At 72.6% G+C, this 24,642-nt stretch carries 23 protein-coding genes; 12 read left to right on the top strand and 11 right to left on the bottom strand.

Translation table 11 applies throughout. The annotated features are described in order from the left end of the window. Window positions 1–75: 75 nt before the first annotated feature. Window positions 76–966, top strand: coding sequence for a phosphatase PAP2 family protein (locus ACGFYY_RS34820; RefSeq protein ID WP_393715633.1), 891 nt, complete (start codon window positions 76–78; stop codon window positions 964–966). A 13-nt stretch (window positions 967–979) separates the two neighbouring features. Here the strand turns inward: ACGFYY_RS34820 and ACGFYY_RS34815 are convergent, their stop codons facing one another. The 4 genes from ACGFYY_RS34815 to ACGFYY_RS34800 all read right to left on the bottom strand — a co-directional run bounded on the left by ACGFYY_RS34815 (window position 980) and on the right by ACGFYY_RS34800 (window position 4,209). Further along, window positions 980–1,411, bottom strand: coding sequence for a GNAT family N-acetyltransferase (locus ACGFYY_RS34815; protein ID WP_393715631.1), 432 nt, complete (start codon window positions 1,409–1,411; stop codon window positions 980–982). Window positions 1,412–1,494: 83 nt separating this feature from the next. Further along, window positions 1,495–1,992 carry a GNAT family N-acetyltransferase gene (locus ACGFYY_RS34810; protein ID WP_393715629.1) on the bottom strand — a complete coding sequence of 166 codons (498 nt, stop codon included), beginning with the start codon at window positions 1,990–1,992 and terminating at the stop codon, window positions 1,495–1,497. A gap of 9 nt (window positions 1,993–2,001) precedes the next feature. Then, window positions 2,002–3,402 carry a hypothetical protein gene (locus tag ACGFYY_RS34805; protein ID WP_393715627.1) on the bottom strand — a complete coding sequence of 467 codons (1,401 nt, stop codon included), beginning with the start codon at window positions 3,400–3,402 and terminating at the stop codon, window positions 2,002–2,004. Window positions 3,403–3,990: 588 nt separating this feature from the next. Then, a complete protein-coding gene (locus tag ACGFYY_RS34800) occupies window positions 3,991–4,209 on the bottom strand; it encodes a DUF397 domain-containing protein (RefSeq protein WP_393715625.1) in 219 nt (72 codons plus the stop codon). Between ACGFYY_RS34800 and ACGFYY_RS34795 the strand changes: the two genes are divergently transcribed. From ACGFYY_RS34795 to ACGFYY_RS34780, 4 genes are all read left to right on the top strand, one after another. Beyond that, entirely contained in the window at window positions 4,199–5,539 is a 1,341-nt protein-coding gene (locus ACGFYY_RS34795) for a hypothetical protein (protein WP_393715623.1), read from the top strand. The genes ACGFYY_RS34800 and ACGFYY_RS34795 overlap by 11 nt on opposite strands. A gap of 425 nt (window positions 5,540–5,964) precedes the next feature. After that, on the top strand, window positions 5,965–6,237 hold the full coding sequence (locus ACGFYY_RS34790; RefSeq protein WP_365265704.1) for a hypothetical protein: 273 nt from the start codon (window positions 5,965–5,967) through the stop codon (window positions 6,235–6,237). Window positions 6,238–6,306: 69 nt separating this feature from the next. Next, the gene (locus ACGFYY_RS34785; RefSeq protein ID WP_393715620.1) at window positions 6,307–6,591 is read left to right on the top strand and encodes a hypothetical protein; all 285 of its coding nucleotides are present in this window, start codon (window positions 6,307–6,309) and stop codon (window positions 6,589–6,591) included. Window positions 6,592–7,074: 483 nt separating this feature from the next. Continuing rightward, complete coding sequence (locus ACGFYY_RS34780) at window positions 7,075–7,851, top strand: CAP domain-containing protein (RefSeq protein WP_393715618.1); 777 nt, start codon at window positions 7,075–7,077, stop codon at window positions 7,849–7,851. Between the two features lie 241 nt (window positions 7,852–8,092). Here ACGFYY_RS34780 and ACGFYY_RS34775 read toward each other — a convergent pair whose 3' ends face one another. Beyond that, window positions 8,093–11,080: a bifunctional [glutamine synthetase] adenylyltransferase/[glutamine synthetase]-adenylyl-L-tyrosine phosphorylase gene (locus tag ACGFYY_RS34775; RefSeq protein ID WP_365265710.1), complete on the bottom strand. Its 2,988-nt coding sequence runs from the start codon at window positions 11,078–11,080 to the stop codon at window positions 8,093–8,095. Between the two features lie 222 nt (window positions 11,081–11,302). Between ACGFYY_RS34775 and ACGFYY_RS34770 the strand changes: the two genes are divergently transcribed. Together ACGFYY_RS34770 and ACGFYY_RS34765 are read left to right on the top strand one after the other, a co-directional pair. Next, entirely contained in the window at window positions 11,303–14,026 is a 2,724-nt protein-coding gene (locus ACGFYY_RS34770; protein WP_393715616.1) for a PIG-L family deacetylase, read from the top strand. A gap of 169 nt (window positions 14,027–14,195) precedes the next feature. After that, entirely contained in the window at window positions 14,196–16,259 is a 2,064-nt protein-coding gene (locus ACGFYY_RS34765; protein ID WP_393715614.1) for a PIG-L family deacetylase, read from the top strand. A gap of 35 nt (window positions 16,260–16,294) precedes the next feature. Here the strand turns inward: ACGFYY_RS34765 and ACGFYY_RS34760 are convergent, their stop codons facing one another. From ACGFYY_RS34760 to ACGFYY_RS34745, 4 genes are all read right to left on the bottom strand, one after another. After that, window positions 16,295–16,651, bottom strand: coding sequence for a hypothetical protein (locus ACGFYY_RS34760; RefSeq protein WP_365265716.1), 357 nt, complete (start codon window positions 16,649–16,651; stop codon window positions 16,295–16,297). Then, entirely contained in the window at window positions 16,648–17,577 is a 930-nt protein-coding gene (locus tag ACGFYY_RS34755; RefSeq protein WP_393715611.1) for a MerR family transcriptional regulator, read from the bottom strand. Before ACGFYY_RS34755 ends, ACGFYY_RS34760 begins: the two co-directional genes overlap by 4 nt. Window positions 17,578–17,611: 34 nt before the next feature. Continuing rightward, on the bottom strand, window positions 17,612–18,316 hold the full coding sequence (locus ACGFYY_RS34750) for a hypothetical protein (protein WP_393715609.1): 705 nt from the start codon (window positions 18,314–18,316) through the stop codon (window positions 17,612–17,614). Window positions 18,317–18,507: 191 nt separating this feature from the next. Further along, window positions 18,508–19,869 carry a glutamine synthetase family protein gene (locus ACGFYY_RS34745; protein WP_030772013.1) on the bottom strand — a complete coding sequence of 454 codons (1,362 nt, stop codon included), beginning with the start codon at window positions 19,867–19,869 and terminating at the stop codon, window positions 18,508–18,510. A gap of 171 nt (window positions 19,870–20,040) precedes the next feature. Here ACGFYY_RS34745 and ACGFYY_RS34740 point away from each other — a divergent pair, with 171 nt between their 5' ends. The 4 genes from ACGFYY_RS34740 to ACGFYY_RS34725 all read left to right on the top strand — a co-directional run bounded on the left by ACGFYY_RS34740 (window position 20,041) and on the right by ACGFYY_RS34725 (window position 22,463). Next, window positions 20,041–20,424 (top strand): hypothetical protein, encoded by a 384-nt coding sequence (locus tag ACGFYY_RS34740; protein WP_365265726.1) that lies wholly within the window; start codon window positions 20,041–20,043, stop codon window positions 20,422–20,424. 57 nt (window positions 20,425–20,481) lie between these two features. Beyond that, window positions 20,482–21,183, top strand: a complete 702-nt coding sequence (locus tag ACGFYY_RS34735; protein ID WP_393715606.1) for a DUF3105 domain-containing protein — start codon at window positions 20,482–20,484, stop codon at window positions 21,181–21,183. Continuing rightward, the gene (locus ACGFYY_RS34730) at window positions 21,180–21,917 is read left to right on the top strand and encodes a DUF305 domain-containing protein (RefSeq protein WP_393715604.1); all 738 of its coding nucleotides are present in this window, start codon (window positions 21,180–21,182) and stop codon (window positions 21,915–21,917) included. Before ACGFYY_RS34735 ends, ACGFYY_RS34730 begins: the two co-directional genes overlap by 4 nt. 126 nt (window positions 21,918–22,043) lie before the next feature. Continuing rightward, on the top strand, window positions 22,044–22,463 hold the full coding sequence (locus tag ACGFYY_RS34725; RefSeq protein ID WP_393715602.1) for a CBS domain-containing protein: 420 nt from the start codon (window positions 22,044–22,046) through the stop codon (window positions 22,461–22,463). Here ACGFYY_RS34725 and ACGFYY_RS34720 read toward each other — a convergent pair. Continuing rightward, entirely contained in the window at window positions 22,448–23,356 is a 909-nt protein-coding gene (locus ACGFYY_RS34720) for an alpha/beta fold hydrolase (RefSeq protein ID WP_393715600.1), read from the bottom strand. The two genes, ACGFYY_RS34725 and ACGFYY_RS34720, sit on opposite strands and share 16 nt — an antisense overlap. Next, a complete protein-coding gene (locus tag ACGFYY_RS34715) occupies window positions 23,353–24,054 on the bottom strand; it encodes a DUF998 domain-containing protein (RefSeq protein ID WP_393715598.1) in 702 nt (233 codons plus the stop codon). Before ACGFYY_RS34715 ends, ACGFYY_RS34720 begins: the two co-directional genes overlap by 4 nt. Before the next feature lie 72 nt (window positions 24,055–24,126). On the opposite strand from ACGFYY_RS34715, the gene ACGFYY_RS34710 reads away from it, so the two are divergent. After that, the gene (locus tag ACGFYY_RS34710; RefSeq protein ID WP_393715596.1) at window positions 24,127–24,582 is read left to right on the top strand and encodes a hypothetical protein; all 456 of its coding nucleotides are present in this window, start codon (window positions 24,127–24,129) and stop codon (window positions 24,580–24,582) included. The last annotated feature ends 60 nt before the right edge of the window (window positions 24,583–24,642 follow it).

Below are 24,642 nucleotides of genomic sequence, written 5' to 3'. Positions count from 1 at the left end.
AGGCGGACCGGAGGCGCAGAAGACCGTCCCGAGGGATGATCGGAGGCGGGAACGCATCTGGCAGACTCTCTCCCCATGGGTGAATCGAGCGTGAAGACACTGGAAACCCGGACGGACGTCTCATCACCCACCGTGGTCGAGACCGAGACCCGCCCGGGGCCCGAGCGCACCCTGCTCTCCCGGTTGCGTGCCCCGCGCCGGCCCCGTATCTGGTTCGAGATCCTGCTCATCGCGATCAGCTACTGGACGTACTCGCTGATCCGCAACGCGGTGCCCGAACAGAAGGCGGCGGCCCTCGCCAACGCCGACTGGATCTGGAGCGTCGAGCGGACCCTCGGCATCGCCGTCGAGCAGTCGGTCAACCACACGATCAACTCCGTGACGTGGCTGATCGTGGGCATGAACTACTACTACGCCACGCTCCACTTCGTCGTGACGATCGGCGTGCTGGTCTGGATCTACCGTCTCCATCCGGGGCGGTACGCCGCCACGCGCATGGTCCTCTTCGCCACCACCGGCGTGGCCCTGGTCGGCTACTACTGCTACCCGCTCGCGCCGCCCCGGCTGATGGACGGGCAGAACTTCATCGACACCGTGCTGGTCCACCACACCTGGGGCTCCATGGCCTCGGGCAACCTCAAGCAGATGTCGAACCAGTACGCCGCGATGCCGTCCATGCACATAGGGTGGTCGCTCTGGTGCGGCCTGACGATCTTCGCGGTCGCCTCGGCCCCCTGGGCCAGGATCCTGGGCCTGCTCTACCCGACGGCGACGCTCGTCGTCATCGTGGCCACCGCCAACCACTTCTGGCTCGACGCTGTGGGCGGCATGATCTGCCTGGCCTTCGGCTACACGGTCTCGCGGTCCTGGTACGGCTCCTTCGCCCACCACCTGCCCCGCCACCCCGAGCACACGGGCCCGCACCCGGCCACCGCACTGCTGAACCGGGTCCGCACCCGCGCCTGAGGCGACCGCCGCCCTACTGCTCTCCGTAGGCCATCCACTTCTCCGGCGTGGCCAGGGGCTCGAAACCGTATCGCGCGTAGACGCCGTGCGCGTCCGCGGTGGCGAGCAGCACCCGCCGCAGCCCGTACGGCTCCAGGTGCGCGCGCACCGCGTCGACGAGGGCCCCTCCGAGCCCCTTGCCGCGGGCTCCCGGATCGACGTAGACATCGCAGAGCCAGGCGAAGGTGGCCCGGTCGGTGACGACACGGGCGTAGGCGAGCTGGGCTCCGGAGGCCTGGTCGTAGAGGCCGAAGTTCAAGGAGCCCGCGATGGCGTCCTCCTGTTTCCGCCGACTGCGCCCGAGCGCCCAGTACGCGTCTTCGGACAGCCAGCGGTGGACGAGCCCGACATCGAGTCGGGCGGCGTCGGTGGAGATCTCGTATCCGTCGGGAAGGTCGTCGCTCATCCCGGCATCCAACCAGCGGTCGCTCTGTCGGCGCCGGCGCATATCCGCCGACCGGCACCGAGGAACGGGAAGTCCGGGGGGTATCAGCAGGTCCGCTCGTATTCGACCTGGGTGAGGGGCTGCCCGTCGCCGAAGTCGAAGGGGCGTACGCCACCGCTCTCGGTGAAGCCGCACTTGGTGTAGAAGCGGCGGGAGCGCGGGGTGTCGTGCAGGGTCCACAGGTGGGCGCGGGCGAACCCGTCGTCGCGCAGGTGGGCCAGGGTCTCGGTCATCAGCGCGGCCGCGATGCCGCTGCCCCAGCCGTCGGGGTGGGTGTAGAAGGAGAGGATCTCGGCCGGCCCCGGCCGGGTCGTGGACGCCCGGAAGGCGCTCAGCGCGAGCGGGCGGCCGTCGTGTTCGGCGAGCAGGATCGGGGTGTCCGCCCGGCCGACCCGGTCGTGCCAACGCGTTCGCCGGCTCCGGACACCGTCCGCGGCGAACTCGGGATCGAAGAAGGGGGCGTACGCCGCCTCCCAGGCCGCGGCGTGGATCTCGCCGAGGGCGTCCCCGTCGTGCGGGCCGGCGCGCCGAACTGTGAACATCCGAGCACTCTATCCGCGGGCGGCGGGCGGTGCGCCGGTTCCGCCGGTTCCGCCGTGGAACCGGGAGCCGGGGATGAAGCGGAACCTGTCCTCCGCGTCGATGTCGTCGTCGTGGTCGTCTTGGTGGTCGTCGTCGCTGAAGTAGAACGAGGTCGTCGTGCCGGCCACCACGTCGAGGAGGAACTGGCTGCACGAGGCCTCATGCGCCTCCCAGAAGGGGCCGCGGCCCTCATGGAGGATGACCGTCCACTCCTCCGGCTCGACCCCGGGCGGGACCACCCAGTACAGGACGTGTCCCGAACCCTCCGCGTACCCCCACGGCACCAGTCGGATGTCGCCGTCCAGGATTTCCGCCGGCTTGGCCTCGCCCGCCTCCCAGAAACGGGTGAGGATCTCCTCGCGCTCCGCGGTCTGGGCGAGGAGGTCGTACATCTTCTCCGGGCAGTCCGGTTCCAGCAGCCAGATCGTTCCGGCGAAGACCCCGCCCCCGTAGGTGTCGACGAGCCGCTTGTAGTCGGCCGGGAGCGCGGTGCCCAGCGCCTCCTCCACGACGGCCCACTCCACGCCACGGACTTCGCCGGGCGGCGGCGCCGGACACAGGCGCTGCAGCGGTTCGGTGTGGCGCAGGCTCCGGGCGATCCGTACGTCGACCGGCAGGGCACTGAACCGGACCGGCGTTCTGGTGGGGTCGAGCACCACGGCCCGCATCCGGTCGCCGACCTCGGCGCGCGGCACATCCGCCCACCAGGAGGGGTGCTTGACCTGGTCGATGAAACCGTCGTGCCCGTCCGCGTCCACGGCGCACCCCACGGGGGCCACGGCCGTGACGACCACATCGCACTCTTGGTGATCAACAAGCATGCCCCCACCTTGCCTCATGTCGACAACAGGGGGCGTGCGGCCGGTCAACGCAGCCATCTCCGCAGGAACCCCGGCCCGGCCGAGCGAGGGGGCGGACGCCGGTACGAGTTCCTTCGAGGGCGCCGCCGCCGGTACGGAACCGGCCGCGCCCGGAGCGATCCGTTCCAGGGCTTCGGTGAGGGTACGGACGTAGACCGTGTCCAGCAGGATCCGTTCCCTCTCGTCGGGATGGCTGAGGCGTTCCTCCCGCATGAGGATCCGGCCGAGCAGGGGCACGGCGGTGGTGGCCGGGGCACCGATCTCCCCGAGCCGGTGGACGGCCTCCCGCACCGGCATGGCCGAACGCCCGGCCCAGTCCGGGTCCACCTCGGCCGGCAGGACGGGTACGGCGGGCTCCGCGTCTCCGGTGATCCGCCAGTACGCGTGCGCCGCGGCGACCCGGGTCCACGCGCCGGGCGACTTCATCAGAGCGCGCACGGCGTCCGTGTGGGCGGCGGCCAGTGGGCCGAGATCGGCGAGGAACGGCAGGCCGACCGGAGTGCGGGTCACGGCCGGCGGCGAACGCGGCCAGCCGGTCGGCGGCGGCGACGGCCGGGGCACCGATCCCGCCGAGGACGCGCAGGGCGTCGTAGGCGTAGGGGGTGTCCAGGTGCCGGACCACCTCGGGCAGGGCGGGTCCGGCGTCCGGCCCCCAGCCGGCGAGGAGTTCGAGCACGGCGGTACTCGCGTGGTAGTCCGCCGGCTCGCGCCGCAGATCGGACAGGACCACGGGGAGCAGTTCCGAGGCGGGCAGCGCGGCCAGGATGCGGGGGCGGCGCAGCCCGTACGGGAGCGGTCCACCCTGCGCGAGGCTCCGCAGGCCGGGCAGCGCCCGGAGGTCGCCCATCCCGGCGAGGGCGAGCGTGAGCGTCTGGATCTCGTGGGCGGAGGCGCGGGCGAAGACGCCGAGCCGGCTCTTGAGGGAGGCGGCGATCCGATCGGCATGCGCGGAAACGGCGGGACCGGCCTGGAGCAGCGCGTGATCGGCCTCCCAGGTGTCGTGCATGTCGTCGCAGACGGCTCGGACGACGAGTTCCCAGCACCACGGCTCAGGCCACCGGTATCGGAGAACGGCCTCGGTCGCGGCGTCGAGTCTTCTCACGCGGCGGCGAAGTCCACGAAACCGGTCCAGGCGCGGGGGGTGAGCGTGAGCCGGGCGTCCTCGGGACGCTTGGAGTCCCGGACGAGGACGGTGCCGGGAGTGTGGGCGCGGCGGCGGCCCCTGCGGCCTGAAGCCCGTGACGACGCCTCCGGTGACAATGGGCGGATGATCGAACTGGGTGGGGACCTGATTCCGCGCGACCGAGTGACCGACACGATCGCCGAGGCATGGGTCGGCGGGCTGAAATGGAATCCCGCGCTGACGATGCCGGTGTTCGAGCGGCTGCTGGCCGCCGACGACCAGGACGATCTCACCTACTGGCTCAACTTCCGCCCGTTGGACCGTGAGATGACGGCCGCCGTGGTCGCCTCCCCCCTGATCAAGCACCGGCACGCGTTGATCGAGCACGACAGGCTCGACGTGGACGCGTTCGCCGGCCTCGCCCGGGATCCGTCGCCTCGGATCAGGTTCCAGTACGCCGCCATGGCTGGTGACTTCGGTCGACGCGTGCCCGACGGGGTGCCTGAGATCCTCGCCGGAGACAGTGAGGCGCGGGTGCGGGCGATGGCCACGCAAGGGAACCTCCCGCTGCACGTGCGCGCACGCCTCGCCGAGGACGAGGACGCCCGGGTGCGCGGCAGCGTGCTCACCCCGGAGCTCTGGCCGCACCTCTCGGCCACCGTGCGGGAAGCCCTGCTCGCCGATCCTGAGCCTCAGGTACGGGAAGCCGTCGCCGCGATCCTGTCCGACGGGACGGAGAACCTGCCGGAGCCGGAGCCGGTGCTCACCCCCGAGGAACGGGTGGGCAGCGACGACCGCTTCGTACGCCGGGACGCGGCCCTGGACCCGGACGTCCCGACCGCGCTGGCGCTGCGGCTCGCCGAGGACCCCGACGACGCGGTCGTCCTCGCGCTGTCGATGCGCGAGGACCTCACCGAGGAGCAACGAGCGGCCATCGCGTACGTGGTGCCGCACGGCTACCACATGGTGCCCCCCTGGATGGAGGAGCGCGGCCATGAGCCGGCCGTCGCGCGTCGGGCCGCCGCGTCCGGGCATGTCCTGCTGCGCCGGAGCATCGCCATGCGACGGGACCTCCCCGCCGATGTGGTGGACCTGCTGGCCCGGGACGAGGACTTCTTCGTCAAGCTCACGCTCTGCCAGAACTGCGACCAGGCCCCGCACGAGCTCGTCGTGGAGATGTACGCCTACTGGCACGGCCTGACGTGGAGCTTCCTGCGCCACCACCCGAACTTCGCGAAGCCCGGCCTCGCCCGCTACGCCGATCACCCCAACGTGCGGCTGCGCGGAGCGGCCCTCGCCGATCCCGACGCGGGCCCGGAGCTCGTGATGAAGCTGATCGACGACCCGCACGTCGGCGGCTCGGCGGTATCGGATCCGCGGCTGCCCACCGAGGAACTCGTACGCAGGCTCACCGTCCCCGGCTCCGCCTGGTACGCGGCGGCGAACCCGACGCTGTCGCCCGAGGCGATGCACCGGCTGCTCGACCTGGCGGGCGTGGCCCGCACCGCGGCGAAGGCGGACTGAGGGCCGTGCCGGGCCGCCTGGGTCGGCGGCCGTCCATGACCGAAGACGCCCAGGCCTCTCGACCTCCCGGCCTCCCGACCTCCCCCGGTCGTGGGGAGGTGTCACCGGTCGTACGGTGGAAGCAGGCGCGTGCCCCACGCAGGAGCCTGTGGGCAGCGGCACGTCCCCTCCGCAGGCCGCGGCACCCGTGGCCGCCGCCACGGCGGCCACCCCCGAAAGCCGGGTGTCGTGGGCGGCTCGCCACGACCCCCGACGAGGGGAAAGCTCTGATGCGCGCGTACGAACAGCGGGAGCCGGATCCGTCGTAGGTGCGCCGCCGCCCGTCGACGCCGAGCGGGCCGAGGCGGGTTGCCGGCCCCTGACGGTGGCCCCGTGGCTCGCGCCGACCACCGATCCGGCACGAATTCGGAGAGCAGGTACGCACCATGCGCATGTCGACCCGTATCGCCGGTGTCCTCACCGGCCTGACGCTCGCCCTCGGCGGCGCCGCCTTCGCGGCTCCCGCCGCCCACGCGGACGTGACGGCCTGCATCAACCAGGTCGAGCGTGAGCTCCGGGGCGGCGAGGCCCCGGACTCCGTCCGCCAGGCCTGCTACGTCGGCCTGACCGGCGACCACGAGCAGTGCGTGTCCGGCCTGACCGGATCAGGTGTCACCAACGGGACCGCGGTGAGCGCCTGCCGGGTGGCCCCCGACTAGGGCCTGATCCGCAGGACAGGCCCTAGTCGCTCCTTCCCCAGGCGTCGATTCCGAGAGCAGGTGTGTGCCGTGTACTCCACGCGCGCGTCGACCCGTATCGCCGGTGTCCTCACCGGCCTGTTCCTCTCCCTCACCGGCGCGGCCCTCATCGCCCCCGCCGCTCACGCGGACATCCCCGCCTGTACGAACATGGCCGCGCAGGCGGGCGCCGAGGTCACGGACGCCGTCTCGGCGTCCTGTCGGCAGGGCGTGAGCGGTGATCTCCAGGGTTGCGTGAGCGGCCTGACCGGGGCCGGGGTGCCGGGTGGCGCCGCGAACGGCGCCTGCCGGTCGGCGGCCCTGGAACCGCGGTAGATCGATCGCACGATCGCAGCGCCCGTTCCCCTCCCCACCCGCGTACGTCGTCGTCATCGGCGCAAGACGCGGGCGACCTCGGGAAACGGGCGCACGCGCGCGGGAAACAGTGACATGCGTCACGGTGTGTCCGTCGGCGCCGGGCTCTCTTGACGGAGCGTTAACCCGCCGACATTTCGATATTTGTCCCTTTTGGAATCGACATTCCCCTCTCCGCCGGAAAACGGAATGTGCGACGCCGAGGAGCCCGCCCCCGACCGGCCAGGTCACAGCCGTTTCTGATCTCTCATCAGACGGTTGCGGGAGTGACCAAATCGTGATGATGCACGATCACTGCCCTGTTTCAAGCCGCGTGCCGACCGCCGCGAGCTCGTGATCAGCGGAAACTTGCCAGGCCATTCAGAGGCTTTTAAGAATGGCGGCCTCTTCGGTGCCCTGCGATTCCGGCGCCGAAAGCTTCGCGATCACTGAATGAGGTCAGGCATGCAGAAGCATCGGAAGAAGACGTCCTACAAAAAAATAGTCATCGGTGTCGGCGCGCTCGCCATCGTGGGTGTTCCCACCGCGGCCATGGCCTGCTTCGACGGTCAGGACGACGGCAACGGTCGGACCCGGACCGCGAGCCACCAGCAGCAGCGGCCGTGGCAGTGGCAGCAGACGCCGTCGGCCGCGCCGACCACCCTGGCACCCGTGGACGCGCCGCTCCCGAGCGAGACGCCGAGCAGCAGCCCTTCCGAGGCCGCCCCCAGCCCCACCGAAGCGCCCGCGCAGCCGGCCGAGGAGACCACCCCGCCCGCGCAGCCCAAGCCCGCGAAGCCGCCGGTCGCCACGAAGAAGCCGACGACGGCGCCCCAGCCGTCCAAGCCCGCCGCCCCGCCGGCAAGCGGCTCCGTCGCCCAGGTCCTCGCCCTCGTCAACCAGGAGCGCGCCGCCGCCGGGTGCTCGGCCGTCTCCCTGAACGCGAAGCTCACGAAGGCCGCGCAGGACCACAGCGCCGACATGGCCTCCCACAGCAACATGTCCCACACCGGCTCCGACGGCTCGGACCCGGGCGCGCGGATCACCCGCGCCGGGTACACGTGGAGCACGTACGGCGAGAACGTCGCCTACGGCTACAGCACTCCCGAGAAGGTCATGGAGGGCTGGATGAACAGCCAGGGCCACCGGGAGAACATCCTGAACTGCTCCTTCAAGGAGATCGGTATCGGCCTGGCGCAGCCCGGCAACTACTGGACGCAGGACTTCGGCACCGCCCGCTGACGCCGACGCCTGCCCGACGCCGCACGGTGGACCGCGGACCCTCGAAGGGTTCGCGGTCCGCCGCGTCCGAGGCTGTCACAGCGTGAACAGCACTCCGCGCCAGGTCCAGCCGGCCGGTGGACCACCTCCACCGCTTCGGCGAACGCGCGCAGTCGCTCCGGCGACGCGTCGGCGATCTCGGCCGGGGCGACCCCGGCCGGTCGGGCGGCTCGGTGCGTGACTTCCGGGGCCCCGCTCGCGCCTACGCCCCGTAGAACAGTTCGTCCACCACCGCCCGGGCCCGGCGGGTGATGCGGCGGTAGTCGTCCAGCATCTCGCCGGCCGTGCCTTCGGCGTAGCCGAGGTAGCGGCCCACCGCCCCCAGTTCTCGGGCCTCGGCCGGGAAGGTGTCCCCGGCCCGCCCGCGCACCAGCATCACGGCGTTGCGGACCCGGGTCGCCAGCACCCAGGCCTCGTCCAGGATCTGCGCCTCCTCGGTCGGGATCAGCCCGGCCGCGTGGGCGGCCGCCAGGGCCTCGCGGGTACGGGTGGTGCGCAGGCCCGGTTCGGCCCAGGCGTGCCGCATCTGGATCAGCTGGACGGTCCACTCGACGTCGCTGAGGCCGCCGCGGCCGAGCTTGGTGTGCAGGGTCGGGTCGGCCCCGCGGGGCAGCCGCTCCGACTCCATGCGGGCCTTGAGCCGGCGGATCTCGCGTACGGCGTCCTCACCGAGCCCCTCCACCGGGTAGCGCAGCGGATCGATCAGCTCGATGAACCGGGCGCCGATGTCGGCGTCGCCCGCGACCGGTTCGGCCCGCAGCAGGGCCTGGCTCTCCCAGGTCAGGGACCAGCGCCGGTAGTAGGCGGCGTAGGAGGCGAGCGTGCGCACCAGCGGGCCGGAGCGGCCTTCGGGGCGCAGGTCGGCGTCGATGAGCAGCGGCGGGTCGGTGGTGGGCAGTTGGAGCAGCCTGCGCATCTCGGCGATGACGGTCTGGGCGGCCTTCGCGGCCTCCTGCTCGTCGACGCCCTCGCGGGGTTCGTGGACGAAGAGGACGTCGGCGTCGGAGCCGTAGCCGAGTTCGTGGCCGCCGAAGCGGCCGACGCCGATGACGGCGAAGCGGGTGGGCAGCGTGTCCCCGTAGTGGCTGTGCACGGCGGCGCGCAGGGCCCCGGCGAGGGTGGCCGCGGTGAGGTCGGAGACGGCGCCGCCGACCCGGTCGACGAGGGCTCCGTGGTCCTCCTCGGCCGGATTGTCCTCCGTACCGTACGAGCCGATGATGTCGGCCGCGGTGGTGCGGAAGAGCTCGCGGCGGCGCACGCCTCGGGCGGCGGCGACGGCGGCCTCGGGGGTCTCGGCACGGCCGACGGCGGCCAGGACCTCCTGCTCCAGGGCCTCGTGCGTACGGGGTTGCAGGCCTTCGGGGTCGCCGAGCAGGGCCACGGCCTCGGGGGCGCGCATCAGCAGGTCGGGCGCGAGGCGCCCGGCGGACAGGACGCGGGCGAGGTTCTCGGCGGCGGCGCCCTCGTCGCGCAGCAGCCGCAGGTACCAGGGGGTCTTGCCGAGGGCGTCGGAGACCTTGCGGAAGTTCAGCAGGCCGGCGTCCGGGTCGGCGGAGTCGGCGAACCAGCCGAGCATGACCGGCAGCAGCGTGCGCTGGATGGCGGCCTTGCGGGTGACGCCGGAGGCGAGGGCTTCGAGGTGACGCAGGGCGGAGGCCGGGTCGGCGTAGCCGAGGGCTTCGAGGCGCTGGCCGGCGGCGCGCGGCGAGAGCCGGGTCTCACCCGGGGTGAGCTGGGCGACGGCGTCGAGCAGCGGCCGGTAGAAGAGCTTCTCGTGCAGGCGGCGGACGACGGAGGCGTGCCGGCGCCAGGCCTTGTTGAGCTCGGCGACGGGTTCGGTGCGCAGGCCCATGGAGCGGCCGAGGCGGCGCAGGTCGTTCTCGTCCTCGGGGACGAGGTGGGTGCGGCGCAGCCGGTAGAGCTGGATGCGGTGTTCCATGGCGCGCAGGAAGCGGTACGCGTCGTGCAGTTGGGCGGCGTCGGCGCGGCCGACGTAGCCGCCCGCGGCGAGGGCGTGCAGGGCGTCGAGGGTGGTGCCGGAGTGCAGGGTGGCGTCGCTGCGGCCGTGCACGAGCTGGAGGAGCTGGACGGCGAACTCGACGTCGCGCAGGCCGCCGGGGCCGAGCTTGAGTTCGCGGTCGACCTGGGCGGCGGGGATGTTGTCGACGACGCGGCGGCGCATCTTCTGGACGTCGGCGACGAAGTTCTCGCGCTCGGCGGCCTGCCAGACCAGCGGGCTTATGGCGGCGATGTACTCGGCGCCCAGGGCCTCGTCACCGGCCACGGCACGGGCCTTGAGGAGGGCCTGGAACTCCCAGGTCTTGGCCCACCGCTGGTAGTAGGCCAGGTGGGAGGCGAGGGTGCGGACGAGGGGGCCGTTGCGGCCCTCGGGCCGGAGGTTGGCGTCGACGGGCCAGATGGTGCCCTCGACGGTGGTCTCCGAGCAGATCCGCATGAGGTGGGAGGCGAGGCGGGTGGCGGCCTGGAGGGCCTTGGCCTCGTCGGCACCGGGGGCCGCGTCGCCGACGAAGATGACGTCGACGTCGGAGACGTAGTTCAGCTCGTTGCCGCCGCATTTGCCCATCGCGATGACGGCGAGGCGGCACAGCGCGGCGTCCTCGGGGGCGGCGGCGGAGGCGATGCGCAGGGCAGCGCGGAGGGTGGCGGTGGCCAGGTCGGCGAGCTCGGCGGCGGTCTGGGCGACGTCGATGGTGCCGCAGACGTCGCGGGCGGCGATGGAGATCAGGCAGCGGCGGTAGGCGACGCGCAGACCGACGGGGTCGTGCGCGTCGGCGAGGCCGAGCTCGAACTCCGCTAGTCCGGGGTGCAGGTCGGCGGCCTCGTACGTGATGAGGCTCAGCCAGTCGCGGGGGTGGCGGGCGAGGTGGTCGCCGAGGGCCTCGGAGGCGCCGAGCACACCGAGCAGCCGGTCGCGCAGCGGCTTGGCGCTGACGAGGGTGTCGAGGAGCCCGGGCAGCTCGCCGTCCGGCTGGGCCTCGGCGAGCCGGACCAGCCCGAGGAGGGCGAGGTCGGGGTCGGCGGTCGCGCCGAGGGCGTCGAGCAGCACGGGATCGGTGCGTACGGCCGCGAGCGCGTCGGCCTCGAGCAGCCGGGCGGCGGTGGAGGGGTCGGTGAAACCGCTGCGGAGCAGTCGGATGAAGGTGCTGCTCCTGCGTCCCGGGACCGTCATCCCGCCGCCTCCCGCGGTTGTCGCTGCCACTGCATGCCAGTCTCTCCTGAGCGTAGGGGGTGGGACCTGTCGGCGGAGTGCCGCCCTGGCCGCGGTGGAGATTTAGGCGTGTCCGGAGCAAATGTTCGACCGGCGGCGCATACGATGCCAAGGTTCATCTGATCATCGGATTACTTAGCGCGTCATGGGGGTATACCCCGCCGTCCGGCCGGGAGGAGCCACGTGTCCGACTCCTGGCAGGGCCCCGAGGCCTGGGGCCCACAGGGTGGGCCGACCGGATCGGGGTGGGGTCAGCAGGCCCGGCCGTCCGAGCCGGCGCGGCAGCGGTCGCACCCGGCGGAGCGGCAGGGCGGGCAGCCACACCCGGCGGAGCAGCCCTACCAGGGCGGCGACCCGTGGGAGCAGCACGGCTACGCGCACCCGCCCCAGCAGCACGCGTATCCGCACCCGCACCCGCCCCGGCACGGGCACCAGGTGCGGCCGCAGGCGGAGTCGGCCGAGCGCCGATCCGAGCCGCCGGCCGCGGCCGAGCACGCCGAAGCGTCCGAGGCCCCCGTGGAACCCGCGGAGCCTGCGGAACTCCCGGCTCCCGAGGCCGGGCCCGAGACCGAAGCCTCTGCCGCCGAAGCCCCCGCCGCCGAAGCCCCCGAGGCCGAGGCGTCCGGTAGCCGCCGTCAGGCGCGCCGCCGGGCCCGTGCCAAGGACGGCGCGCGGGATGCGGCCGAGGACGGCGCCCAGGTCGGCGCCGCTCCCCGTCCCCGGCGGCGACGACGCCGGGCCGCCCTCGTCAAGGTCGTCGCCTTCTGCGTGGTCACCGCCACCGGCAGCCTGCTCCTCCTGCGGGGCAACGAACTCCTCGGCCACCTCGGCTCCTCCACCGTCCCCGACAAGCCGGCCGGCACCCCCACGCCCGCCCCCGAGCCGCCCGACCCCGGCCGGGTGCTCCAGGTCATCGCGCACCCCGACGACGACCTGTACTTCATGAACCCCGACCTGCGGTACTCCATATCCGCCGGCAGCCCCGTCACCTCCGTCTACCTGACGTCCGGCGAGGCCGACGGCATCAACGCCGGCGCCGCCAAGGCGGCCACCACCAAGGCCGACAAGCCCGCCTACGCCGAAGCCCGCCAGAACGGCATACGCGCCGCCTACGCCAAGATGGCCACCGGCGACCGCGGCAGCCCCTGGACCCGTACCGTCGTCCCGACCAAGGGCGGCGGCCACGCCGAGATCGACGTCCTCGTCGCCAAGCCCCAGGTCAACCTCGTCTGGTTGCAGCTCCGTGAGGCCGGCACCGTCTACGACAACGCCCCGGACAGCCTGCACGGCCTGTGGGACGGCAAGGTTCCCCGCCTGGACTCCATGCTCGCGTCCGGCACCCCGGTCACGCAGAAGTTCTCGTACTCCAAGGACCAGGTCGTCCAGACCCTCGTCGGCATCCTGGAGCAGTACCGGCCGACCATCGTCCGTTCCCAGGACCCGACCCCCGGCCGGTATCCCGACACCAAGCGATACACCGACCACCAGGACCACTTCTACGGCGCCCGGTTCGTGCAGCTCGCCACCGCCGCGTACGCCAAGGACGTCACGGACCGCCCGCACTTCGCGGTGCAGAACTACGCCGGCTACATCAACGGCTCGCTCCCCAGCGCCCTGGACCCGGACGAGGCCCGGGAGAAGCTGGACATCCTCGGCACCTACGCCTGGCTCGACCGGCAGAACCACTGCAACAGCCCCGCCGGCTGCGGCGACCTCAAGATCTCCGACCAGCCGGGCGGCAACCGGTGGTCGGACTCCATCAACTACGCCCGCGGCACCAGCACCGACTGGCTGACCTCCGACGCCCAGCAGGGACTGTGGGCCTTCAAGACGCTCGACGGCCAGGTGGCCGTCTGGCACCGGCCCGGTCCCACCGGCCGCTGGAAGGGCCCGAGCCTGCTCCCCGGTACCGGCATGGACCCGGGCGTGAGCACCGTGACGCTGGCGGACGGCCGGATCGCCGTCTTCGGTACGCGTACCTCCTTCGGTGTGAAGCCCACCGACTACAAGCGCGAGGTCGTCCACGTCGTCCAGAAGCAACCGGGATCGGAGGAGTTCACGGAGTGCCAGTCGCTCGGCACGCCCGAGACCGCGGACGAGACCTGGACCTCCGACATCAGCGCCCCGGCCGTATCGATCGACGGCACCGGGCAGTTGGCGGCGTACGTCCGCGACGGCGCATACAGCCTGCGCGGCCGGGTGCAGCAGGCGGACGGCAGTTGGGGGCCCTGGGAGAAGTACGGCGGGACCGACCTGCACGGCTCCCCGGCCACCGCGACCGACGGCGCCGGACGGCGCATGGTGTTCTCCGCCACCTCCACGTCGGTGGTGGGCTGGGCGCAGCCGGCGCCGGGCGCCCCGCTGGGCCGGGTCACGGCCACCGGGCTGCCGGACACCACCCTCCCGCTGACCGCGGACGGTCGCGAGGGCGGCGTACGGCTGTGGTTCCGCAAGCCCGGCTCGGGCAATGTCCGTACCGCCCTGATCACGGGTGAGGGCGGACTGAAGGTGAGCCAGATGACCGACCTCGGCGGCCTCCAGGGCTTCGGCTCGGTGACGGCGAGCGGGCACGTACTGGCGGGCCGGACGGCCGGTGGGCAGTTGGGCTCGGAGGCCGGGTCGGGGCGGCCGTGGGAACGGTCCCCGTTGATGTTCGTCGGCGCGCCCTCCTCCACGATGACCGGCAAGAGCCTGGTCAGCCTGGCGGTGGTGGGGCTCGACGCACGGCTGTACGTGACCTCCTCGGCGGACGTGCCGAACGCGCACCTGGCGCCGTGGCAGCCGGTGGGCCCGCGCAACGCGCCCCCGTCGCTCCCGTCGCCGGTCTCGTCCCCGGCGCCGGTCTCGTCCCCCGCCGCTTCGACGCCCTCGGCTCCCGCGGCTCCCGCGGCTCCCGCGGCTCCGTAGGCGGACGGACAACGTCCGCATCCGGTACCGGAACAGCGCCGTTCATCTGCGGATTCGGTGAACCAAGTCCGCCGATTTCCCCTCTCTCTGACTGTTCGACGCTTTTCTCCGTGCTTCCCTCCGCGCGCTTTCCTCCGTCAGAGCGAGACCGAATCCGGGGCGTGACCCGATGCCTGTGACCCGTCGCCGCTTCGCGGCCCTGCTCACCGTGCTGACAGCCGGCGCCACCGGTGTGCTCTCCGTGGCCGGCCAACAGACCACCGCCGAAGCCACCCAGGAGAAGAACCCGGCCGCGGCCCGGCCCGCGAGCGTCACCTCCGGTTCGGTCGTCCAGATCGTCGCCCACCCCGACGACGACCTGTTCTTCATGAACCCGGACCTCAGCCGGTCCCTGCTGTCCGGCACCCAGGTCACCACCACCTACCTCACCTCCGGCGAGTCCGACGGCCGCAACGAGGCCCACGGCGGTGCCGCCACCGACCCCGAACAGCCCGCCGACCGCGCCCACTACGCGGAGGCCCGGCAGAACGGCATCCGCTCCGCGTACGCGCAGATGGCCACCGGCGACCGCACGAGCGCGTGGAAGCGTACGGTCATGGCCACCGAAGGGGGTGGGCGGGCCGAGGTCGACGTCCTCATAGCCAAGCCGCAGGTCAACCTGGTGTGGCTGATGCTGCGCGAGGCCCGCACCACCGGCGAGGACACCCCCGAGAGCCTGCGCGGCCTGTGGAACGGCCGGATACCCGCGCTGGAGGCCCAGCTCACCTCCGGCACCCCGGTCAAGCAGCCGTTCACGTACACGAAGGACCAGCTCGTCCGGACGATAGCCGGGGTCCTGGAGCAGTACCGGCCGACGACGATACGGATGCAGGACCCGACGCCGAACCGGTACGGCGAGAACGGGACCGGCCGGTACACCGACCACCAGGACCACATGTACGGCGCCCGCTTCGTGCAGGCCGCCACCACCGCCTACGCCGAACAGGTCAGCAGGCGCCCGCACTTCACGGTCCAGAGTTACCTCGGCTACCACAACAGCACCCTCCCGCACTCGCTGGACCCGCAGACCGCCGAGACCAAGACCGGCTTCCTGAAGACCTACGCCTGGCAGGACCGCCAGGACTACTGCGGCAGCCCGTCGGGCTGCGGCGACCGCAAGGTCGCGGGCAACCCGACCGGGCGCAACTGGGCCCAGTCGCTGCGCTACACCCGCGCCGAGACCACCTCCTGGCTGACGGAGGGCACACCCGGCCGACTGTGGGCCTTCGCCACGCTGGACGGCCGGACGGCGTACTGGACGCGCACCGCCGGCGGCGACTGGGCGGGCCCGATGTTCCTTCCGGGTTCGGGCATCGACCCGGGCGCCACCGCCACCCGCCTCCCCGACGGCCGCGTCGGCGTCCTCGCCACCCGCACCACCCTCGGCTCCGCGCCCGCCGAGTACCGGCGCGAGGTCGTGTACGCCGTCCAGTCCGCGCCCGACGGCCCGTTCGGCCCGTGGCGATCGCTCGGCACCCCGGAGCGCACCGACGACGAGGGCACCTCGGCGATCAGTGCCCCGGCGGTGGCCGTGGACGCGCGGGGCGGCCTGACCGTCTACGTCCGCGACGCGCGCCGCACCCTGCGCGCGACCACCCAGCAGCCGGACGGCGGCTTCTCTCCGTGGGAGCGGCTCGGCGGCGAGGACCTGCAGAGCGACCCGGTGACGGCGCTGGACGCGGCGGGGCGGCGGCACGTGTACGCGACCACCACCACGTCCGTCCTGGCCTGGACCCAGCGCACCCCGGACACCCCCCTGCTCGGCCCCGCACCGACGGGCCTGCCCGCCACCACCGTCCCGCTCACGGCGGCCCCGGACGGCGCGGGCGTGCGCCTGTTCTTCCGCCGCCCGGACTCGGGGGTCGTACGTACCGCCCTGGTCACGGCGGGCCCCTCCGTCCGGCCCCAGGTCTCCAGCGTCACGGAGGCGGGCGGCCGCGCCGGATACGGCGCGGTCTGCGCCGCGGGACGCCTCATGGTGGGGCGCGCGGACAGCGGCACCGTCAGCACCACGGGCCTCGGTGGCCCCCCGGCGTGGGAGCAGTCCCGCATGCTCTTCGCGGGCGCCCCGTCGGCCGTCCTGGAACCCTCGGGCACCACCACGACGGCGGTGCTGGGCCTGGACGCCGAACTCCACACGACGACGACCCCCCTCACCCCCGACCGCCCCACCTGGCACCGGGCGGTCCACTGACGGCGGGCGATCACCGACGGCGGGGCCGATCGGTGTCAGCCGACCGCCCAGGGGACGCGGCAGGTGTGCGGGGCCGTCCCCTCCGGGCACAGCCCCTTGACGACCGTGGCACGCACAGCCCGCCAGGTCCGCAAGGAGCAGTCCAGGTCGACCCGCAGCTCGACCGGCTCCCGCGCCCCACTCCCCTCACCGGGATGCTCGATGCCCCACTGCTCCACCAGGTGCTCGTACATCTCGGCGGCCGGCATCCCGCTCCCGGGAAGGGTCCGCAGGACGCTCGTTCGCGTGATCCGGGCGCTCCGCGAGCCCACGGCGTCCGCGACGAGCCCCTGGACCCAGGCCAGGCCCCGCTCGTCCGCGTACAGGCCGAACCGCACCACGCGCGTTCTCATCGCATCGCCCCCGGGGCGAGGACGGTGGTGAACCAGGCGTGCACGGGGGCGAGCGCCGGCGCGGCGGGCCACCCGTTGACGGCGGCGAGCAGCAGCCAGTACCGCTCGGCGAGCGGGTCGGCGGTCGCCTGCAGGCGGGCGAGGAGCCAGCGGCGCAGTCCGCCTTCGTCGGCGTGCTCGAACGCGTGGGCATAGAGGCTGCCGAGCGAGGCGCCCCCGGCCGTGGCCGGCACGAGCCCGACGGACACGGCCTCGTCGATCCGTTCCCGCACGGTCCGGTCGAGCGCGTCCTGCACGCTGCCGATGTCCCGCTGGTCGGGCTCCACCGCCTGGTCCTCGGCGATGCGGCGGATGACGGCCCGGAACTCCTCGTCCTGGCAGAGCCCCGCGAGTTCCACCCAGGCCTCGACCTGTTCGGGCGTGGGATCGTCGGGCAACTCGGGCACGACGGACCGCATCAGATCCACGAACTCCGCGTTCGTGGCGGGCCCTTCGAAGACTCCCTCGACGAAGTCGGACATCAGAAGGCGCTGTTCGTTCCGGGAGAGCGCGGCGAGTCGGTGCATGAGGTCCATCTCCATGGTGGTGGGGCCGCTGCGTCCGGCAACCGCGCGGAGCACGGCGCGGCGCAGGCGGAGGGTGCGGATCTGTACGTCCAGGGCGTCGGCGTGCGCTGCCGCGACCTCCGGTACGGAGGCCTCCCGGTCCAGCACCTTGCGTACGGTCTCCAGATCGAGGCCGAGCTCGCGCAGCGTGCGGGCCAGGTCGAGGCGGGCGAGCGCGTCCGGCCCGTAGAGCCGGTATCCCGCCGGACTCCGCTCGGTGGGCGGGACGATGCCCTGGTCGGAGTAGAACCGGACGGTCTTCACGGTCAGACCGGTCCGCCGGGCCAACTCCCCTATCGAATACAACATCTTGCCGTCCATGGCCCCCAGCCTGCCGTCTCCCCCGACGGGAGACTCAACCCCTGGGCCTGGCCGTCTTCCGAGGGTCGTCGGCCATGACCCTGTCGATGTACCGCCGCACCTGTTCCTCGGCGGGCACATCGCCCACCACCGGAACCTCGTCCACGAAGATGCTCCCGATCGAGTACGGCGCCTCAAGAGGGCTGAAGTGCACCTCCACCCGTGCGGGCCGATGCCGCCGCTGCGGCAGGACGAGGTTCACGCCCCACCCCCACCGCGCGAAGCAGTCGGATTCGGTGAGCCCCAGGGTCAGCAGCCGAGCGACACCGTCCACGGGCTCCTCCCAGCTGTCGTCCGCCACGGCCCGCGCCAGTTCGGCGTCGTACCGGGCGGCGTCGAAATGGAAGTCGCCGAGGGGAACGGGGACCCGGACGTCCTCCGTGTTCTCCCAGCCCGTCCACACCACCCGATCAGCCCGGCGTCGGATGGTGACGAAGGTGCCCCCGCAACAGTCGGTGACGCAGTCGTTGTTGCTCAGCTCGACCCTGCGCGGCTCGTCCGCGGCAGCCAACGGCCACTCCTCGGCCGGCCCGAACCACTCCCCGCGCGTGCAGCTCGACACCCCGTCGGGATGGATCTCCGCCAGCACGTCCCGCCCGTCGATCACCACCCGCAGCTCGCCCCACGGGCTGATGACGGCGTCAGGATGCGGCGCGACGAACATGACACGAAAGTCGCTGACGGACGAAAGGATCTCCACACCGCCCATGGTCCCCCACCCCCCGAACGCACAGAAACGAAATACCCCGGCTTCTCGTGGGCATCGGCGGCCGCGGGCGGTCGGAGGGTCATGGCCGCCGGGTGGCGGACGTCCGACACGACTCCGGGCCGGTGGTCAGTGACCACCGGCCCGGATTGTCGGACGCTGCCCGCAGGCGCTCTGACCTGCGGTTACAGGACCGGGAGGTTCTTGCGGAGTTCGAAGGCGGTGACCTCCGAGCGGTATTCCTCCCACTCCTGCTTCTTGTTGCGCAGGAAGAAGTCGAAGACGTGCTCGCCCAGGGTTTCCGCGACGAGTTCGCTGCGTTCCATCAGGGAGATGGCCTCGCCGAGGTTCTGCGGCAGGGGTTCGATGCCCATCGCGCGGCGTTCGGCGTCCGAGAGGGCCCAGACGTCGTCGTCGGCGCCCGCCGGGAGTTCGTAGCCCTCCTCGATGCCCTTCAGGCCGGCCGCCAGGAGGACGGCGTAGGTGAGGTACGGGTTGGCGCCCGAGTCGATCGAGCGGACCTCGACGCGCGAGGAGCCCGTCTTGCCCGGCTTGTACATCGGGACGCGGATCAGGGCCGAGCGGTTGTTGTGGCCCCAGCAGATGTACGAGGGGGCCTCGCCGCCCGCGCCCGCGCTGCGGGAGGAGCCGCCCCAGATGCGCTTGTAGGAGTTGACCCACTGGTTGGTGACCGCCGCCGTCTCGGCCGCGTGGCGCAGCAGGCCCGCGATGAAGGAGCGGCCGACCTTGGAGAGCTGGTACTCGGCGCCCGACTCGTAGAAGGCGTTGCGGTCGCCCTCGAAGAGCGAGAGGTGGGTGTGCATGCCCGAGCCGGGGTACTCCGAGAACGGCTTCGGCATGAAGGTGGCCTGGACGCCCTGTTCGAGGGCGACCTGCTTCATGACGAGGCGGAACGTCATGATGTTGTCGGCCGTGGAGAGCGCGTCGGCGTAGCGGAGGTCGATCTCCTGCTGGCCGGGGGCGCCCTCGTGGTGGCTGAACTCCACCGAGATGCCCATGGATTCGAGCATGGTGATCGCCTGGCGGCGGAAGTCCATGCCCACGTTCTGCGGGGTGTGGTCGAAGTAGCCGGAGTTGTCGGCCGGGACCGGGCGGGTGCCGTCCAGCGGCTTGTCCTTCAGCAGGAAGAACTCGATCTCCGGGTGGGTGTAGAAAGTGAAGCCCAGGTCGGAGGTCTTGGCCAGGATGCGCTTGAGGACGTAGCGCGGGTCCGCGAAGGACGGCGAGCCGTCCGGCATCAGGATGTCGCAGAACATCCGGGCGGTCCCGGGTGCCTCCGCGCGCCACGGCAGTATCTGGAACGTGCTCGGGTCCGGCTTGGCGATCATGTCGGACTCGTAGACCCGGGCGAAGCCCTCGATCGCGGAGCCGTCGAACCCGATGCCCTCGTCGAAGGCCTGCTCCAGCTCCGCCGGCGCGACCGCGACGGACTTGAGGAAGCCCAGTACGTCGGTGAACCACAGGCGCACGAAGCGGATGTCGCGCTCCTCAAGCGTCCGGAGGACGAATTCCTGCTGCTTGTCCATGCCTTCATCCTCGCAGTTCAGACGGCCTGTGCACCACCGCCTCGACAGTCGGGGCACAGTCGGGCGCGCCCAGTATCGCCAGTCGTGGTTTCCGCCACATTACGCACCTGGTAAAGCTCGCGGCACCCCGCACTGACCTGGGAGCCGTCATGAGCATTACCATCTGCGCCCATGGGGGGTCGGCAGCACACGCGGCCGGGGCGTCGCGGACGTCCCGAGCTTCGGCGTGCCGTCCTGCTGATCGTCTTCGGGGTGCTGGCCGGCGTGGTGCTGCTGTGCGCGCGCTCGGGCGAGTCGCACGTCGCGTCGCCGGGTCCGGAGGTACGGGCGGGGGCGCCGGCGCACGCCGTCTGCGTGTCTCCGTACGACCTGCCCGGCTGCCTGCCGCTGGGGCGCGTCACTCCGGGTGTGCTGCCGGTGCCGCCGCCCGCCGTGACCGGCCCCGTGGGCGCGCCGGCGCTCGCCGCGATCGTCTCCGGGGCGTCGCGGATCCCGCTGTACGGGGCTCCGCCGCGCGCCCCTGACCTGTATGCCCTCCAGGTGCTGCGGACCTGAGCGGTCCGGTTCGGTTTCGTGTTCATCCACCCCCCTCAGCAGAAGGAACCAGGGCACATGGCCAGCAAGTCCGGCAGGACCAACCAGCACACCGACCCGAACTCACGCCAGGCGCGCATAGCCGAGATGCGCCGCGCCGAGCAGATCCGGGAGCGGCGCAACAAGGCCATCGCGATCACGGCCGCGTCGGCCGTCGTCGTCGGCCTCGTCGGCTTCGGCGCCTGGGTGCTGATCGACCAGAAGCAGGCCGAGCAGCGCAAGGAGGCGGCCGCGGCGAAGATCCGCGAGGAGGCCGAGGAGATCCGTAAGCAGCCGGTCGAGGGCGAGCAGCTCTGGGACGTGAAGAAGCTCGGCCGCAATCACGTCGAGACGCCGGTGAAGTACGAGATGAACCCGCCGGTCGGCGGTGACCACCACCCCCGCTGGATGAACTGCGACGGTGACGTCTACAAGAACCCGGTGCCCGAGGTGAACGCCGTGCACTCGCTGGAGCACGGCGCGGTCTGGGTGACGTACAACGAGAAGGCTCCCCAGGCCGACGTGGACAAGCTCGCCGCGACCGTCGGCAAGACCCCGTACACGCTGATGAGCCCGGTCAAGGAGCAGACCGGCCCGATCATGCTCAGCGCGTGGGGCAAGCAGCTGACCGTGGACAGCGCGGACGACCCGCGGGTGTCGAAGTTCTTCACGAAGTACGTGCAGGGTGAGCAGACCCCGGAGCCGGGCGCGGCCTGCACGAGCGGGCTGGCCGGCAAGTGAGCCGCCCGGCCGGCTCCGACCGCCCCGTCCCCCGTACGTACTGGGTCGCGGGCACGGCCGTCCTGCTGGCCCTGCTGTTCGCGGCGGCCGCCACGGTGGCCGCCGCGAACGGCGGCGGTTCCGCCGGTTCCGGTCCGTCGGCCGGTAAGGCGGCGCCCCGCACCCCGGGGCTCCGGTCCGCGGACGCGGGCTTCGCACGGGACATGGCGGTGCACCACCAGCAGGCGGTGGAGATGTCCTTCATCGTCCGCGACCGCACCCAGGACGAGGCGGTACGCACCCTCGCCTTCGACATCGCCAACACCCAGGCCAACCAGCGGGGCATGCTGCTCGGCTGGCTTGACCTGTGGGGGCTGCCGAAGGTGGTGGCCGACGAGCCGCCGATGTCCTGGATGGGGTCCTCGGGCGGCCACGCCGGACACGGCGCGGGCACAGGCGCGGCCGCGGGCGCGGGCGCGAGCGGCGCCAAGCCCGGCGCGCTGATGCCCGGCATGGCCACCAAGGAGGAGCTGGGCCGACTGGGTGCCGCCTCCGGCCGGGACGCGGAGGTGCTCTTCCTCCAGCTGATGACCGACCACCACAAGGGCGGCGTCGCGATGGCCGAGGGCTGTGCGCAGCAGTGCGAGACCCCGGTCGAGCGGGCGCTGGCGCAGGGCATGGTCGACGCGCAGCGCTCGGAGCTCACCCTGATGGAGGACATGCTGCGGCAGCGCGGAGCCGCGCCGCGCGGGTGACGGGACACGCCCGTACCGTGGTGAGAGGCGCCCTCTCACCCGTACGGGCGTGTGCTCCGCCGGTGGGGACGCCGCACCGGACGCGTCCGCGCCCGGTGTCGGACGGCGTGCTCAGGAGGTTCAGCGATGACCACCGCCGCAGACATCATGCACCCCGGGGCCCAGTGGATTGCCGCCACCGAGACCCTCGACCGGGCAGCCCAGCTGATGGCCCGGCTCGATGTGGGCGCCCTGCCCATCAGTGACGCCGAGGAGCGGCTGTGCGGCATCATCACCGACCGCGACATCGTCGTGAACTGTGTGGCCAGGGGCCACGACCCGGCCAAGGTCACCTGCGGTGACATGGCCCGGGGCACCCCGCGTTGGATCGACGCGAGCGCGGACGTCGGCGACGTGCTGGACGAGATGCAGAGCCACCAGATCCGCCGGCTGCCGGTGATCCGGAACAAGAAGCTGGTGGGCATGATCAGCGAGGCCGACCTCGCCGTGCACCTCACCGACCCCCAGATGGCCACCTTCGTGGAGAAGGTCTACGCCCGGGTCTGACCGGGACGGGGAACCTCCTGCCCGGCCGTTGCCAGGACCGTCCGCGCCACCTGGCCCGGGCGGTCCAGCATGACCAGGTGTCCGGCGGGTTCGGCGACCTCGAAGCGGGCGCCGAGCAGGTCGGCCAGGTCCGCCTGCCGGGACAGCCAGCGCAGGGCCGAGCGCCCGGCCGAGCCGTCGTGGCCGGCGAGGACGGTGGTGGGTGCGGTGAGCGCGTGCGTCCCGCGCAGGGTCCGCAGCTCGGCGGCCATGTCCAGGTAGCGGGAGTTCTCCAGCAGGATGCCGCGACAGACCCGGCCGGTGCGGTAGCAGCGGCGTACGAGGTCCCGCGGGGCCGGGTCGGACCCGCCGGTGCGGGAGGCCCGTACGGTGGCGCGCCGGGCCGCCGGTCCCAGCGCGGCCGGTAGTCCGGCGGCGGTCAGGGCCCGGCCGAAGGCGCGGGTGGCGCCGGTGCGCAGGGCGGCGGGCAGGGCCGTACGCGGGGATTCCTCGACGCTGCCGTCGACCAGGACCAGTGCGGCGGTGCGCTCGGGGTACAGGCGGGCGAAGGCCTCGGCGTGGAACGCGGCGATGGAGTGCCCGACGACGGTGACGGGGCCGGCGTCGCGGGCGCCGAGACCCAGCGCGTCCAGCAGCCCGGCGATCCGGTGGGCCTCCCCGGCGGTGGTGGGCGGCTCGGTGGCGGGGCCGCTGAGACCGTGGCCGGGGCGGTCGAAGCGGACGACGGTGCGGCCCGCGGCGACGAGCGGCGCGACGACCGGGTCCCAGTCGAACCAGGCCATGGCGAGCCCGGCGCTGAGCACGCACACGGGTCCGCGGCCTTCGACGACGACATGCAGCGGAACCCCGTCGGCCCCGGAGCCGACGCGGACGAACCGGCCGGTGACACTCACGTACGGCCTTCCTTGTGGACGGAATAGGCGAGCAGACCCAGCCAGAGCGCGACGAGGAGCACCTGGAGCCGTTGGCCGGCGCCGAGGGCCCAGGTCCCGCGCCCGGCGGTGAACAGGGCTATCGCGGACAGCGTCCAGACGGTGGCGAGCAGTTCGAGGGCGACGAGGGCGGGACCGTAGCGGGCGAGCGGGGCGAACCAGCCGTAGCGGCGGGCGGCGACGGTGAGGGCCACCAGGCCGACGAGGGCTCCGGTCATGGCGAGGCCGCTGCTGACGGCGTGGGCCTGGTGGGTCGCGGGGACCAGTCCGGCGGTCTCCCGGGCGGCGCATTCGGGATCCACGGTGGGGGTGCAGCTCAGCGGCAGCCAGGCGTCGGCGGCGGTGGCCGCGCCGAAGAGGGCGACGCCGGCCCAGCCGATGACCGCCCAGGAGCGGCGGGACTCCGCGTACTTCAGCAGCCGGACCAGGGCCAGGAGCCCTCCGGAGCAGGCGAGCAGCCCGGCGGTGAAGTCGGTGGCCCGGAAGAGGCCGCCGAGCGGCTGGTCCTGGGCGGCGAGCTCGCTGACGTACGTCTCGATGGGGTTCAGGCCCGTGGAGAGGACGACTTCGAGCACCCACGCGGTGTAGGCCGCGGCGGCGAGCCCGATCAGGGTGGCGACCGGCCAGGCGGTTCGCGATGAGAGTCCATGTGCGGACATAGTGTGACTAATCCTAAGCAGACTCGGGGTCGGTCCTCCGATCGGATACCCACCCCCGGTAGGGTTCCCGTCATGACGCGCAGTGCTCGGCGAGCCGCCCCGGGATCCCGGTTGCTGCTGCTCGCCGCACTGCTGCTGGGCATCGTCACCATGCACACCTTGGGGCATCCGACTGAGTCCCACGCCATGCAAGACGTGTCCCCGGCCCACTCCGTTGCCTCGGCGGAGCAGCCGGCCCCGCCCCCGCACGGTGGCACTCGCCACACCGCGGCCACGGCCGCCGGAGTGCCCTCCCCCGCGTTCCCCGCGTGGGGGTACGAGATGCCCGCGACCGAGATGGACCCCATGTCGGTCTGCCTCGCCGTGCTCGCGGGGCTCGTCGTGCTGCTCATCGGCACCGGCCGGACCGGATCCCGACGCGCCGCGCCGCTCGGGGGCGCGGCCCGTATACCGGGCCGGTCCGGCGGAGGTCCGGACCCGCCCACGGCCCGAGAGCTCCTCACCCGGCTGGCGGTCCTGCGGGTATAGGGCGGCCGCGCCGCCCCCGCATGCCCGCGCGTGCCCGCACGCCCCTGCGTGCCTGCGTGC

The organism is Streptomyces sp. NPDC048331, assembly GCF_043201215.1.
Classification (GTDB): Bacteria; Actinomycetota; Actinomycetes; order Streptomycetales; family Streptomycetaceae; genus Streptomyces.
This window is presented reverse-complemented; position numbering and strand designations above follow the sequence as displayed.

Bases quoted from the DNA above. Each gene is read 5' to 3' on its own strand.
- ACGFYY_RS34820 (WP_393715633.1), top strand. From the start codon at position 76: ATGGGTGAATCGAGCGTGAAGACACTGGAAACCCGGACGGACGTCTCA.
- ACGFYY_RS34815 (WP_393715631.1), bottom strand. From the start codon at position 1,411: ATGAGCGACGACCTTCCCGACGGATACGAGATCTCCACCGACGCCGCC.
- ACGFYY_RS34810 (WP_393715629.1), bottom strand. From the start codon at position 1,992: ATGTTCACAGTTCGGCGCGCCGGCCCGCACGACGGGGACGCCCTCGGC.
- ACGFYY_RS34790 (WP_365265704.1), top strand. From the start codon at position 5,965: ATGCGCATGTCGACCCGTATCGCCGGTGTCCTCACCGGCCTGACGCTC.
- ACGFYY_RS34780 (WP_393715618.1), top strand. From the start codon at position 7,075: ATGCAGAAGCATCGGAAGAAGACGTCCTACAAAAAAATAGTCATCGGT.
- ACGFYY_RS34775 (WP_365265710.1), bottom strand. From the start codon at position 11,080: ATGACGGTCCCGGGACGCAGGAGCAGCACCTTCATCCGACTGCTCCGC.
- ACGFYY_RS34765 (WP_393715614.1), top strand. From the start codon at position 14,196: ATGCCTGTGACCCGTCGCCGCTTCGCGGCCCTGCTCACCGTGCTGACA.
- ACGFYY_RS34760 (WP_365265716.1), bottom strand. From the start codon at position 16,651: ATGAGAACGCGCGTGGTGCGGTTCGGCCTGTACGCGGACGAGCGGGGC.
- ACGFYY_RS34755 (WP_393715611.1), bottom strand. From the start codon at position 17,577: ATGGACGGCAAGATGTTGTATTCGATAGGGGAGTTGGCCCGGCGGACC.
- ACGFYY_RS34745 (WP_030772013.1), bottom strand. From the start codon at position 19,869: ATGGACAAGCAGCAGGAATTCGTCCTCCGGACGCTTGAGGAGCGCGAC.
- ACGFYY_RS34740 (WP_365265726.1), top strand. From the start codon at position 20,041: ATGGGGGGTCGGCAGCACACGCGGCCGGGGCGTCGCGGACGTCCCGAG.
- ACGFYY_RS34735 (WP_393715606.1), top strand. From the start codon at position 20,482: ATGGCCAGCAAGTCCGGCAGGACCAACCAGCACACCGACCCGAACTCA.
- ACGFYY_RS34725 (WP_393715602.1), top strand. From the start codon at position 22,044: ATGACCACCGCCGCAGACATCATGCACCCCGGGGCCCAGTGGATTGCC.
- ACGFYY_RS34715 (WP_393715598.1), bottom strand. From the start codon at position 24,054: ATGTCCGCACATGGACTCTCATCGCGAACCGCCTGGCCGGTCGCCACC.
- ACGFYY_RS34710 (WP_393715596.1), top strand. From the start codon at position 24,127: ATGACGCGCAGTGCTCGGCGAGCCGCCCCGGGATCCCGGTTGCTGCTG.